The 13,875-nt window shown below is 51.5% G+C and carries 7 protein-coding genes; all 7 read right to left on the reverse strand.

Going from position 1 to position 13,875, the window contains the following annotated elements; all coding sequences use genetic code 11:
- Positions 1-4: 4 nt before the first annotated feature.
- The 7 genes from gcvT to IQ217_RS13850 all read right to left on the reverse strand — a co-directional run bounded on the left by gcvT (position 5) and on the right by IQ217_RS13850 (position 13,413).
- A complete protein-coding gene (gene gcvT / locus IQ217_RS13820; protein WP_194020388.1) occupies positions 5-1,123 on the reverse strand; it encodes a glycine cleavage system aminomethyltransferase GcvT in 1,119 nt (372 codons plus the stop codon).
- A gap of 173 nt (positions 1,124-1,296) precedes the next feature.
- Entirely contained in the window at positions 1,297-3,207 is a 1,911-nt protein-coding gene (gene dnaK, locus IQ217_RS13825) for a molecular chaperone DnaK (RefSeq protein WP_194020389.1), read from the reverse strand.
- Between the two features lie 202 nt (positions 3,208-3,409).
- Complete coding sequence (locus tag IQ217_RS13830) at positions 3,410-5,554, reverse strand: IMS domain-containing protein (protein WP_194020390.1); 2,145 nt, start codon at positions 5,552-5,554, stop codon at positions 3,410-3,412.
- Between the two features lie 193 nt (positions 5,555-5,747).
- Positions 5,748-6,071 carry a hypothetical protein gene (locus tag IQ217_RS13835; protein WP_194020391.1) on the reverse strand — a complete coding sequence of 108 codons (324 nt, stop codon included), beginning with the start codon at positions 6,069-6,071 and terminating at the stop codon, positions 5,748-5,750.
- A 102-nt stretch (positions 6,072-6,173) separates the two neighbouring features.
- On the reverse strand, positions 6,174-6,668 hold the full coding sequence (locus IQ217_RS13840; protein WP_194020392.1) for a hypothetical protein: 495 nt from the start codon (positions 6,666-6,668) through the stop codon (positions 6,174-6,176).
- Positions 6,649-8,196, reverse strand: a complete 1,548-nt coding sequence (gene cobA / locus IQ217_RS13845; RefSeq protein ID WP_194020393.1) for a uroporphyrinogen-III C-methyltransferase — start codon at positions 8,194-8,196, stop codon at positions 6,649-6,651. The genes IQ217_RS13840 and cobA overlap by 20 nt, the downstream gene beginning before the upstream one ends.
- A 135-nt stretch (positions 8,197-8,331) precedes the next feature.
- Complete coding sequence (locus IQ217_RS13850) at positions 8,332-13,413, reverse strand: WD40 domain-containing protein (protein WP_194020394.1); 5,082 nt, start codon at positions 13,411-13,413, stop codon at positions 8,332-8,334.
- Between the last annotated feature and the right edge of the window lie 462 nt (positions 13,414-13,875).

Genomic DNA, 13,875 nt, shown 5'->3' on the forward strand with positions numbered 1-13,875 from the left:
CCAACTAACGGGGTTTGTGAGCAGAACGATAAAAGGGTTTCTTCACTACTTTTACCCCATAGGTTTTACCCCGAATTTCCACCTCCAATTCCTGACCTATTTTTGCAAGTTTCGGGGGAACATAACCCAAGGCGATCGCCTTTTCCAGGGTAGGGGAAAGGGTGCCACTGGTAACAATGCCAATATTTTCGCCCTTGTGCATGAGGGGATAGTCATGGCGGGCAATTTGTTTTCCCAACATTTCCAAGCCCACTAGGCGTTTTTCAATTCCGTTGGTTTTTTGTTGCTCCAACACAGAACGACCAATAAAATCACCTTTGCTATCGAGGTGAACTAACCAACCTAAACCCGCTTCCAGGGGCGTGGTGTGGTCATCCATGTCCTGGCCGTACAAACCCATGGCCGCTTCTAAGCGCAGGGTGTCCCTAGCCCCTAAACCGCAGGGAGCAACATCTTTTCGCAGAAAAGTTTGCCAGAGTTGTTGTCCCACTTCAGGGGAAACCATAATTTCAAAACCATCTTCCCCGGTGTACCCCGTCCGGGCAATAAAAGCCTTTGCCCCCAGCAATTCCGTTTCCAAATGACCAAAGGCGGGTAAACCGTCTAAATCCCCATCAACTAAGGGTTGCAAAACGCTGATTGATTCTGGGCCCTGGAGGGCTATTAAGACCTGTTCCCTAGATAAATCTTGCAAATCAATTGCTTGAGATAAATGTCCCAGTAACCATTGCTTATCCTTCTCCGTAGTGGCGGCATTGACAATCAGAGTGACCTGCTCCTCTCCATTGGCAGTTTTTCCCTGGTCATAAACAATAATGTCGTCAATAATGCCCCCTTGTTCATTTAACAGCACTGTATATTGGGCTTTGCCGGGGGTGAGGCGAGCTAGATCTGAGGGTACTAAACTTTGCAACGCCGTCAAAACGTCCGCCCCAGTCAGGACGAATTTACCCATGTGGGAAATGTCAAACATCCCCACCTTTTCCCGCACCGCCTGATGTTCCTGTTTTAACCCCGTAAACTGTACTGGCATTTCCCAGCCAGCAAAGGCCGTTAGTTTAGAGGTTTGTTGACCAATAAGGTCGTAAAGAGGGGTACGGAGGGCGGGAGCAGAATTGGCCACAGTGGTTTGGATTCCAGAAAAAGTCCTGCCTAAATCATAGTTTTTTCCCACGCAAATCACAAAAAATCCCCCCAGTAAGGGAGGATCTTGGCATCTGATTACCCCAAAATTGGGGGCTAGGGAGCTTTCACTTTCAACACAGGTTTTCAAGCAACAAAGCTGAAAAACCAGAATTATTTCTCGGGCTCAGAGAATTCCGCATCGATGACATCATCGCCACCACCACTGCTAGTTCCCGCTTCAGGGCCAGCACCGGGGGCACCTACCCCAGCCTCTGCTCCAGTCTGTTGGTACATATTGGAACCAATGCTGTAGAGGACCTGTTGTAGTTCCGGCATCACCGTTTGGATTTTGGCGTCATCTTCCTGGGCCAGAGCTTCTTTGAGGTCTTTGATCAAACCTTCAGCCTTGGTTTTGTCGGCAGCGGGCACTTTATCACCCAACTCAGTGATTTGTTTTTCCGCTTGGTACACCAGGGAGTCCGCTTGGTTTTTGCGGTCAATTTTCTCCCGACGTTCCTTGTCGGTGGCGGCATTGGACTCAGCTTCCTTCACCATCCGGTCTACTTCCGTATCGGGCAGGGTGGAAGCCCCGGTGATGCTGATGGATTGTTCCTTACCCGTACCCCGGTCTTTGGCAGTGACATTCAGAATACCGTTGGCGTCGATGTCAAAGGTAACTTCAATTTGGGGCACACCCCGGGGAGCAGGGGGAATACCGTCTAGCCGGAAGGTCCCCAAACTCTTATTGTCGTTGGCCATTTCCCGTTCCCCTTGGAGCACATGGATTTCCACGTTGCTTTGACCGTCCACAGCGGTGGAGAAGGTTTCGGATTTCTTGGTGGGGATGGTGGTGTTGCGGGGAATGATTTTGGTCATGACGCCCCCTAGGGTTTCCACGCCCAAGGAGAGGGGAGAAACGTCCAGGAGCAGAATATCTTTGACTTCACCGGAGAGTACACCTCCCTGAATAGCAGCACCAACGGCTACCACTTCATCGGGGTTAACCCCTTGATTGGGCTCTTTACCGAGGATTTTTTTCACCACTTCCTTCACAGCGGGGATCCGGGTAGAACCACCCACCAGCACAATTTCATCCAGGGCGGATTTATCGATTTTGGCATCCCGAATGGCGTTTTCCACGGGTACACCACAGCGGTCAATCAGATCGGAACAAATTTCTTCAAACTTGGCCCGGGATAGGGTGGTGTCTAAATGCTTTGGTCCATCCTGGGTAGCAGTGATGAAGGGCAGGTTAATTTCCGTTTGGCTGACGCCGGACAGTTCGATTTTGGCTTTTTCCGCTGCTTCGGTTAATCGTTGCAGGGCTTGCTTATCCTTGCGAAGATCGATGCCTTCGGCTTTCTGGAATTCACCGGCCAGGAAATCTACAATTTTTTTGTCGAAGTCGTCCCCTCCCAAGTGAGTATCTCCAGAGGTAGCTAATACTTCAAATACCCCTTCCCCGACTTCGAGAATGGAGACGTCGAAGGTACCGCCCCCTAGGTCAAACACCAGGATGGTTTCGTTATCTTTTTTGTCCAGACCGTAGGCCAGGGAAGCGGCGGTGGGTTCGTTGATAATTCTAAGTACTTCGATACCGGCGATTTTACCCGCATCTTTGGTGGCTTGCCGTTGGGAATCGTTGAAGTAGGCAGGAACGGTGATGACGGCCTGGGTAACGGTTTCCCCTAGGTATTTGCTGGCATCGTCCACCAATTTCCGCAATACTTGGGCAGAAATTTCTTCCGGGGCAAACTGTTTTCCCTGGGCAGGGCAGTCTAGCTTGACGTTGCCGTTACCGTCTTTAACTACGCTGTAGGCAACTTCGGTGGCTTCATTGGTAATTTCATCAAATTTACGACCAATGAAACGTTTAACTGAATAAAATGTATTGCCTGGGTTCATCACCGCTTGACGTTTGGCAATTTGCCCCACCAGGCGATCGCCATTTTTGGCATAACCAACCACCGAGGGGGTAGTGCGAAAACCTTCTGCATTGGCGATAACAGTGGGTTTCCCCCCTTCCATTACGGCCACGCAGGAATTGGTAGTACCGAGGTCAATCCCAACAACTTTTCCCATAATTTTAATTAACTCCCGTTAACAAGTAAGAATATCAGACACAAAGACGGACCAAGGAGCCATGGCTCTAGCCACTGCCCAGGACCGATGCGTTCACACTCTTATAGTGACGGTAGGGGCTTGGTTCTCGGAAGTGCAGGTTTCCGTACCTATGGGGGGATTAAGCCGTATGCCACCGTCGATGGGGCATCAATGGCCAGCACTAACGGGGGCTATTTACCACTTGGATTTGGGCAATTTTCCATACCCCTTGGTGACGTACTAGCTGGTATCGTACAGTCAGGTCGTCTTTGGTGGCGGCTCCTTTCTGCTTTTGGTTAGCTAAAGTAAAGGGCTGGCTAATTTCTTCTACCCGGGCGGTAACGGTGGCTCGGTTGGGGTCTTGGGGACTAACTTGATAGTCGAGAATTTGTAACTTATGTTCGTACTGGTGATAGATTTTTTGGGATTGATCCCGTTGGGCCCGGCCCCGTTGTTGGGCAAGGAGATTGGGGGCCAACACATTTTGCAACGCCCCGACATCATAGTTCTGGCCAAAGGCCAATTTTTTACTATCAAGCCAGTTTTGCACCACCATCTGACCCACCTGTTGATTGAAGTTGGGTTGACTAAGAATCAAATTCCGGCTGGTGGCCTCATCGGGGATCAATGCTGAGGGCTGATCCAGGGACACATCCAATGGATCTTCCAATAAACTGCCCAGGGGATCGCCAGTACGATTAATAATTAAGGCAGTGGCGCCCCCCACAATACCCGCGAGGCACAGCAAAAAAATGCCAAAGCGCACCGGTTTAATGGTCACCCGTTTTTTTCGCCGCCGGGGAGGTTTATGGTCGCTGATGGGTTCTAGGGGGGAATTGCCAGAGAAACCATTGCTGGCACCATCTCCACCAATGCCATTGGTGCCTAAAGAATCAGTGTCGTAGGCGATCGCCGGGGAGAGGGTAGTGACGGCCAAACCACTAACATTGTCGGCGCTGGGGAAAACATCGTCTCGGGAACGTCTTGGACTGCGTCCCCGTCGAGGGGGAACGGTGGGGGTCAAAGGGCGATCGGGAAGGGCGGCGGAACTATGTACCATGGGAGTTTCCGATTCCGTTGCGGTGCTAAGGAGGGCAGGGGAAGCAAAAGAATTGTCAGTGGTGAGGGAATCCGGCTCTAGTTGTTCTAGATACTGCTGAACGGATGGGTTGTTGAAATAGGCATTGGGGGAAAGGGTCTCCGGAGAAAGATCCCTAAAGTAAGGGGCAATCTCTTCCTCTAGCCACTGCTCAGTGAAAGTATAAAAAGCAGTCAGAGGATCTTCCCCTGCCGCCAACTTAGATTCGAGGCCAGCTACTATTTTGGGATCTCCCTGGTCGATCGCCGCCAGAACAATTTCCGTTTGACCCAATAATAATTCACAAATTGCCTTTTCTAGGGCCAAATCTTGACAATTTTCCAACTGTGTCACTAAAGACTTGGCTTCGACAATGGCCATGGGCTCATGTTCCTTCACCCCCTCGGCCATCAGACTATGGACTGCCAAGTAGCTAGCCACTAAAGACGGCCGTTGACTTTCAGGTAAAAATAGGGCGTTTTGCTCGGCCACCGTGAGATGACAGCGCAGTTGGTGGATAAATTTTAAAAAGTCATCATTTCCCAACCCAGAATAATCTTCCCCCTTACCTTCAATGCCGCCCCGGTCCTGCACCATGGCCTGTAACAGAGCTAGACCCTGCTGACGTTGCTCCTCCCCTTGCCCTGCTTTGGCTAAAAGTTCGAGGATACGGTAGGGCCGCAGACGGTATAGTTCCTGGCGGATTTCTGCTTCCAAAGCAGGGAAATCATTATCTTGTTGCAACCGAGCTATGGCTTTAAGGCTGGCGGTAGCGGCAAATTCATACTGCTGTTGTTGCCACCGTTCCCGGCTCAGTTCCCAGTGGGCCAAAATGACCGAGAGTAAATAGTCCTGGGGCATGCCCCCCGCCGGAGGGTTTGGGTCATGGAGGACTGGCTCACCATACTTGAGCACCAGTTCGTATTCCCCCAAATCCAACAGGATTAACAATGCTCCAATCTTTTGCTCTGGGCTACATTCCAACTCCGGAGTAGTTAGGGGCAACGCCTCCCCCAGAGCTTCATCCATGGCCCCCCACCACTCTTGGTCGTAGGCCTGGCGTTTTTCCGGATCCCGCAGGGTTTCATAGGCGATCGCCAGTAGTTGATTGCGGATAGCAACTGCGGCGTCACTAAATTCCCGCCGGGGTAATTGCAGAAGGCGATCTTGGTAGGCCTGCTCAATGGTTTCCCCACCACTCTGGGGAGGAATGCCTAAAATACGATAAAAGTCGAGGGGGATAAACACCAGAAAAAGCCTTGGCAGGACAGGTTCAGTTTAAAAGCTTATAGGGAACTAGCACGGAATAGCGCTGACGGTTTCTAGGCAGTCAGAAGACATGTTAAAGGCTAATACCATACTATACGACAGCTTTTTTGTGACTAATAATTCGAAAAAAAGCGAAAAACCTGCTCTGACAGCCCCGATTTCGCCTGCAAAACTACTCTACGTCCCCACTGCCCCCAGGAGCCTGCCAGGTGGCCACTGACCTCAAGCTAGGGGGAATAATCTCATCATAGGGAAATTCCAGTAGGGTTTCCGACGTCATCAGATAGCCAGAATTGAGAAAAAATAGTAATAGTCTCCCCAGGGCTACCCACACCGCCTCGTCGAATTCCCAATCCCGACCCCGCCCACTATGGCAGGCGATCGCCTGGAGGGCCCAAAAGTAATTATTGCGAACAATGGAACCGCCCTTTTTATAAGCTGGTAAATCCTCAGCGGCAATGATCAGTAAATCCGCCGCCGCCAACCAACATTTCATTGACACCTCAACTAAGCCAACAGAGTCACCACAGGGGATTAAAAAAATTAAAGGAAAGCCTGGGAGATAAGTTCACAGGTTCTTGACAGCAACCTGGGGAGACTAGAGATCCACCACTGCTTCCACCTGCATTTGACCATCAATGGTGGCCTGGCAAAGCACCTGACTCTGCACAACACTGCAAGTGCCTGCGGCTTCTGACAAGGTTTCGTCAACAATGCCATCTTCCGCGGTCCAGAGGAAAGTACCAATGACATTGTATTGATTGTTATTCAGCTTCCCAGCAGCCAGCAAAGGTTTGTCGTTGTATTCCAACACAAAGGAAAAGCCCATCTCGTCGGCATTGTCGTAGTGGAAATTGATCGTGCCATCCCCCTCCGTTACGGACAGTTGATTGCAGTCCATGGCAATTTCTTCGGTGGGATCTTTTAACCGTACTGCACATTGCTGGGCGGCGAAAGTGGTTTGGGTTTGGACACTTTCCTTGAAAATGGTTTCCTGACTGCGAACGGCAGGGGCAAACATCATTCCCCCCAGGGCAGTGATGGCCGCCATCAGAGGTATGGGAGCGGCAGGGTTAAGAATTTTGGTGAACATAATCAATAATGGCCCCGGTTAGGCCTTCTAGGGTATATTCCGTTGCTTCAATGTCCACCTGTCCCAATTCCTGTAAACAGCGCTCGGAAGTTTGGGGGCCAATGGAAGCAATCTGGCAATGGTTAATTAAACATCGCCAATCTTGGTAACCGTCAGCTTGACTAGTTTGGGCCAACAGTTGCCGGAAGTGGGTGACGGTTTTGGAGCTGGCAAAGGTAATCACATCCACATTGCGGTTAAGGATACTTTGCCACACTTCTTCGGGCATATGGGCGGGGCAAGCGGATTGGTAGGCGGGCACTTCCGTCACCAATGCTTGTTTTGCTCTCAATTCCTGGACTAATTGGGCCCGGCCGCCACTTTCCACCCGGGGAAAAAGTATTTTTAATCCTGCTGGGGGCTGGGGAAAATGTTCCACCAGGGCATCAGCAATGAAATCCGGTGGAATGAAGTCCGGTTTGATGCCAAATTTCTCTAGGCTTTGGGCGGTTTTTTGGCCCACTACGGCTAACTTTAACCCCGCCAGAGCCCTACTGTCCCAACCATGGTGTTGCAATCTTTGGAAGAAAAACTCTACCCCATTGGCCGAAGTTAGAATTAGCCAGTCAAAATTCCCCAACTTGGCGATCGCCTGGTCGAGGGGTTGCCAGTCGGTGGGGGGAACAATTTCCAGGGCGGCCATAGCTAACACATTGGCACCTTGCTGTTGCAAAAGTTCGGTAAACTGGCTCGCTTGGTCGGCGGCCCGGGTAACCAGAATAGTTTTTTGGGCCAGGGGCAGGGGGGTCAAGGCAGGGACAATCCTTTGATCAACAACATCCCCAATGACAATTACCGCTGGGGCCAGGGACTGTCCTTGGGTTTTTTCCACCATATCAGCTAGGGTTCCCCCCCAGGTTTGCTGTTCCGGTCTGCCGGCATTTTTAATTACCGCCATGGGGGTGCCAGGGGATTTACTCGCCTGGAGTAACTTATCCACCACCAACGGCAAATTTTTGGTCCCCATTAGAATCACTAAAGTGGGCAATTGGGCCAGGGCAGGCCAAGGCCAACCATGGGGATCATGGCCGTCCATGACAAAAAAACCCGTGCCGGTGTCCTTCGCTGTGAGGGGAATACCTGCTAGTCCTGCACTGGCGATCGCCGAGGAAACCCCCGGTATCACTTCATAGGAACAATGGTGGGCCACCAGGGTTGCCAGTTCCGGCAGAAGGCGACCAAAAATCCAGGGGTCACCGCTTTTCAGCCGCACCACCCGTTTACCCAGGCGGTAATGGTCTAGCAATAGTTGATTGATTTTTGCCTGGGGAGTGCTGGGTTTCCCTGCCCGTTTACCCACAAAAATCCGTTCACAATCCGGTGGCAGCAGATCGAATAGCTCCTGGGACACCAACGCGTCATAAATTACCACCTCTGCCCTACCCAACACGGCGATCGCCCTTTGGGTGAGATAGGCCACGGGCCCCAGACCAGCCCCCACCAGATAGACTTTAGCTGCGGCAAACGATGGTGGTGGCACAGTAATCATGGCTATTGGCAATGAAATAAGAAATCATACTCCCCTGGCCAAAATCTGTTCAAGGGGCGGGGTTTTGCCATCATTTGAACTAAGAATAGGGAGAGCCAGGGTCCAATGCGGAGTTTCTACTCAGCGGCGCAAAAATTAGGTTGCCTTGGAGCCGGGGCGATCAACTGGGGACACCAACGCATTATGGGTGAGGTAGTTTTTCAGCCATTGTCGACCCTGGTCCAAAAGCTGGGGTAACGTTTTCACCGGCCAAAGCTTGGCAGTACCGTCGGCCGAAGAAGTTAAAACCCAGTGGCCATCAGGGCTAAATTCCGCTGACCGCACCCAATTACCGTGCTCTTCCAGGGTGACCAATTCCCTTCCAGAACGGTCCCAAAGCCTAGCGGTGCCATCGTTGGAAGCGGTGACAAGCATTTGTCCGTCGGGGCTCCAATCCACAGTGCCCACTAAACCCTGATGGCCATATAGCACCGCTACTGTTTTGCCGCTACGGTCCCAAAGCCTAGCGGTGTGGTCGGCAGATACGGTGGCAATCAAGTCCCCCTCGGGGCTAAATTGGGCCTGGTAAACAATGCTTTGATGGCCAGCTAAGGTCAACAAGGGACGACCGAGAAAATCCCAAATCCGGGCGGTGTTATCCACGGAGGCTGTCAGTATATAACGGCTGTCAGTGCTAAATTGGGCAAAATACACTGGCCCTTCATGGCCCCGGCATACGCCCACCTCCCGGCCAACAATTTCCCAGATGCCAGCTGTATTATCATCCGAGGCTGTGACGATAAATTGGCCATCGGCGCTAAACTCCGCCGCAAAAATAGTCTTTTCGTAATGTCTCAGTACCGCCAATTCCCGGCCAGTATTATTCCAAACCCGAGCGGTGCCGTCTTTGCTAGCAGTGACAATATACTGACTATCGGAGCTGAAGCGCACATTCAAGACCGCATCCTGGTGCCCCCGCAGGGTGGTCAATTTTTTGCCCAACACATTCCAAATTTGAGCAGTTTTGTCCGCCGACCCCGTTACAATCCATTGGCCGTCCGGGCTAAATTGCCCTTCTCGCACCCAGCCTTGGTGATCCGCTAACACGGCAATGCATTTTCCTTCCATGGTCCAGAGGCGAGCCGTTTTATCCCTGGAAACAGTCAACAGGCGATCGCCTTTGGGGTTGAAATGGGCATTGCGTACCCAGTGGCTGTGACCAGTGAGAGTGATGGTATTTTTCGGGGCAATGTCCCATTGGCGGGCCGTTTGGTCAGCGGAGACAGTGAAAATAAAACGACCATCGGCGCTAAAATCAGCGTCGTAAATTTCCTTCTGATGGGCCTGTAAAACGGTGAGCAAATTGCCTTCCTTCGTCCAAAGTCGGGCGCTGCCATCGGTGGAACAGGTGACAATTCTTTGGCCGTCCGGACTAAAACGGGCCGCGTGGATATTGTGGTCTTGACCCCGGAGCGTGCCCAAGCATTTACCATGGCGACTCCAAAGCCTAGCAGTACCGTCATTGGAAGACGTGATGATGTACTGGCCATCGGGACTCCAGAGAGCATTGTTGACCCAGTTTTGGTGCCCCTTTAAAACAGCAAAGCATTGACTGCTCAGATCCCATAGCCGGGCAGTGCCATCGGCGGAACAGGTGACAATCCATTGGCCATCAGGGCTAAATTGGGCGTTGCGTACCCAACTGATATGCCCCTGGCAAAGGCCAATTTCCCGACCTTCTAGATCCCATAACCGGGCAGTGCCGTCCCGCGAGGCAGACAGTAAAATTTGTCCATGGCAGTTGAATTCAGCATTGCGGACCCAGTCGGTGTGGCCCTGGCAGAGGGTGAGTTGTTCCCCGGCAAAATTCCAAATGCGTACAGTATTATCCTGGCCACTGGTCATTACAAACTGATGATGGGGACTAAAATGCACACTCCTTACCCAGTCTTCGTGACCCTGGAGGGTGGCGACTTCTTCCCCATGGCGTTGCCAGAGTTTAACGGTGTGATCGGCGGAGGCGGTGGCAAAATATTGACCATCGGCACTCCAGTCCACTGCCGTGATGGCCCCTTGGTGTCCCCGCAAAATGTTAATCAGTTCACCGTGGAAAGACCAAAGATACGCAATACCGTTGCTGGTGGCTGTGAGCAATAGGGGGGGAGTGTTGTCCATGGGAGGACTGATCCGCAGACCGGTGACTGGCCCATCGTGTTGGCAACGGTTACATTCATTGATTTGAGCCAAAATGCTGTGGAGAGAAAGCCAGGGGGCCAGGCTAGGATATTGCACCAGAGGAGTTTCCGCTGTGACTAGTTTTTGTAGTTCCTGCCCGGTTTTAACTGCCGCCAGCAAGGCCTCCAGGGGATAGGAGACAAATTGTTTGAGAATGAACTGGCATTGCTTTTCCAGATTGATACCAGCCAGTAATTTTTGGTATTGCAATTGAGCCGCTTTCAATTTCTGGGCCGCGGCCTGTTCCTCCACACTGGAGCCTGCTTCCAACTCTGCAATTAAATCTTCGTTTTCTTGTTGGCGATCGCCAGAGGATGGGGCCATTAAATTAGGATTGGCTTTACTACCCCGGCGGCCAGCGCTAATGACGGCGGGAGTGGAGATAGCGGCACTTTTCCCTTGGAGGGCATGGGCTAAATGGGGCGTACTGAGACGGTAATAGGGCACCGTGGCTTGGTAAATCACGATAATTAATCTGCCCCGGAGCAATAGAGCCAGCAATAAATGCAATTGCTGAATGTCTTCTTGGGCAAACTCCGGTGGATTATCCCCCTCTGATTCAGGGACAGAATAGAGCGCAGTTAGTAACTCATGTTCGGTTTTGAGGCAAAGACCTTGCTGTCCATCGGCCAGGCTTTTGAGTAATTGCAGGGCTTTTTTAAGTAGATGGGGGGGCAGAAAAGCCAAATAGGTTTGGACGGCAAAGGTTAACCATTCATCTAACTTTTTACCCTGGTAATTCGCTGACTTAGTAACTTGTTGTTGTTCCAAGACGGTTCCCAACAGTTGCAAATCAATGGGATGGAGCCAGGGCCCCTCTTCCCAACCGCCCTCCATCGCTAAATCCCCCAAAAACTGGGACTGCAAACTAGGGGGCCAAGGGTGCCGACATTGGGCCATGGCCTGGGCCAACCAACTTTCCGCTTGCCCTAGGGTGAGGGGGGGGATGGCCTGGTATTGCAGTGGGGGCAGGGACTGTTCTTCCTCCAATTGTCCCTTTAGCTCCCCATAAAAGTCGGCGATCGCCGTGGGGGGTAAAGAAATTAACAGACGGACACCTTGGGACGGGCCAGTGGTTAACAACCATTGCCACAGTACCAGAGCCAATTCCTGTTGGCGCAAGGAAGGACTTTGTTGCCAGGGTAGGGAGCCGTTTTCCCCGTCTAATATCAACAGCAAGTCCAATATTGGTAAGGCTTCTAGGGCAGAGGCTAACTCCGGGGCTGTAGCTTGCCCCAAGGAAGGCAGACTAAAGCGCTCCCCCAGGTGAACCCATAACTTTTCCGCCCAGCGCGGAGTAAACTCTACTAAAAACACCCGGTCTGGGGACATTTGTTGCAACACTTCCCCCGCTAACCAAGAAGTTTTGCCTCCCCCTGGCTCCCCCGTTAGGACCAACACTGGCATCGGCTTTTGTTCCCAAACCCTTTGCAGGTCATGCCAGGCGAGGGAAACTGTCTTTGGGGATTGCACGGCAGACAAACCCTCCGTACTGCCCCCCAGAATTTTTTCCGGTGCTAGGGGATGGCGATAAATACGTTGTTCTGGCCAACAGGGAAGGGGCCTTGGACCAATGAAGGCTCGCTGACCTAAACGGTATTCCCTGGTTTGATATTCCTGGTCAATGGCCAAGGCTGCCAGCCAATCTTCCAACTGTAAATAGCATTCCCGTAATTCCACCAGAATGGCTAGGTATAGACGGGGATTATCGTCAAAGGACACCAGGGTTTGGGCCTGGCGCAGGGTCATCAAAGCTTCTTTAATCTGGTCATTGGCCAATTGCACCCGACCGGCAAGGTAATGCAAATTTGCCAAGCAGGGACGATAATCCCGATCTTCAACTTCCTTAGAACGGGTTTCAAAGGCCCTTTTGAGAGCTTCCTTAGCTTCGTCAAATTTCCATTGCTCCACCAGGGCTTCACAAAGGTAACCATGGGCCAGGGAAATTAACCCCTGTAATTCCAATTCCGTCCAAGGCTTTTCCTGATTGCGATCTGGGGTGGTGTCCGTGGCAGCAAAGGGGGAAAGTTGATAGAAAAAAATCAGGCTGTTTTCGGCGGCTTGTCGCAGTTGCTCCCAGTCTTCTAGTCCCCGTAGAAGTTCCCCCACCAAGTTGAGGGTTTCTCCATGGACAAAGTGCCATTGCTGATTTTCTAGGGCGGCGATCGCCGTTTGGGCATAATTACGGGTTTGTTGCCAAAGTTGATGGGCACGGCTTTTTTCTCCGTAGGCTTGGAGTAGGGAGAGATAGCCCAACCGTAGGCTCAGCCAAATAATTGGCTCCGTATCCCCCAGCAGTTCCCAGACATCCAAACTTTCCCGATAGTGGCACTGGGCCTGTTTTCTGCCCATTTCTCCTTGGCTTTCCCGGGCCAAACCCTGTAACAAGGATAATTTGGCTTGGAGGAGGCTAATCGGCTCTAGTTCGAGGTTATGCTTTTGGTCAACGATCTCCCCCAACCAATGGGGCAAATTAACTAACATTTCCCGGCGTTTCTCCAGGGTCAATGGTGCCGGTTCTGACCAAACACACTGCCAGAGTTCATCGGTGCATTGCTCCAGATCCCCTGCCCCCAGCCGTAGATCAAACCAATGGCTTTTGCCGTCCAAGAAAGTCTGTAGGCCACGGAAGGCTTCTTCTATGGTGGGGGGAACCAGCACAACCCAATGGAAATGTCTCTCTCCACAGCGTTGTTGCTTTCCTTGGGCCAATTGGGCCAGAAAAGTTTGGGGATCGGGTTCTTCAGTCAGGCCAGTGATGAGAATAACGTCGCCTGTAAACTGTTCCCATTGCTGTAAAACCCTGGCCAGTTGCTCCTTTTCCGCCGCATCCAAAATCAGAACGTCGCCGGCGATCGCCGTGTCGTACCAATCTTCCACCCAAGTGAATTGACCGGCTAAACAGAAATAAAGGCCATCCTGGGCCGCCGGTTGTCCAACCCTATCAGCGAGGGATTGTAAAAGTTCTTGTTGCTGGGTAAGGCAGGATAACATAACAGCCATCGGTGTGAAGTTAGTACAATTACTAGCAAGGAAAAAATTATTTGACCTGTGAAGTTTTGCTTAATCTACGGTGGACACCGCCGCAAGACTGAGCAAATTTAATCAAAAATAGCGGGGAAAGCTCCAGGCCTCAGCTTCAATTTTAGTGACAAGATGCCAGCGTTGACACGGCCAGGGACGGGAGCAATTAAGCCATGACCAACGGATATCCATTGGGGCATGATTCATTGACTTGGATTCGGAATCAAAGCAGTCAGCAAAGTTTTTGCTCAACAAATCCTTGATGTTGCCCCAATATTTCATCTCCAGCAAAACTGGCTACACCGTATATTTTCATCCTGATTGACTGACAAAAGTTTAAGAGGACTCGTAGGAATAGACCTGGAGAGTAAACTCAAGGGCATAAAGGCGGCGGTGATGCTGACGAAGGGAAGCCATAGCCGGTTCAGGGTCTTGATGGGA

The organism is Synechocystis salina LEGE 00031 (genome assembly GCF_015207985.1).
Lineage (GTDB): Bacteria > Cyanobacteriota > Cyanobacteriia > Cyanobacteriales > Microcystaceae > Synechocystis > Synechocystis salina.

Excerpts from the sequence above, each read along its gene's own strand:
- dnaK (WP_194020389.1), bottom strand. The coding sequence starts at position 3,207 with ATGGGAAAAGTTGTTGGGATTGACCTCGGTACTACCAATTCCTGCGTG.
- IQ217_RS13835 (WP_194020391.1), bottom strand. The coding sequence starts at position 6,071 with ATGAAATGTTGGTTGGCGGCGGCGGATTTACTGATCATTGCCGCTGAG.
- IQ217_RS13840 (WP_194020392.1), bottom strand. The coding sequence starts at position 6,668 with ATGTTCACCAAAATTCTTAACCCTGCCGCTCCCATACCTCTGATGGCG.
- cobA (WP_194020393.1), bottom strand. The coding sequence starts at position 8,196 with ATGATTACTGTGCCACCACCATCGTTTGCCGCAGCTAAAGTCTATCTG.
- IQ217_RS13850 (WP_194020394.1), bottom strand. The coding sequence starts at position 13,413 with ATGGCTGTTATGTTATCCTGCCTTACCCAGCAACAAGAACTTTTACAA.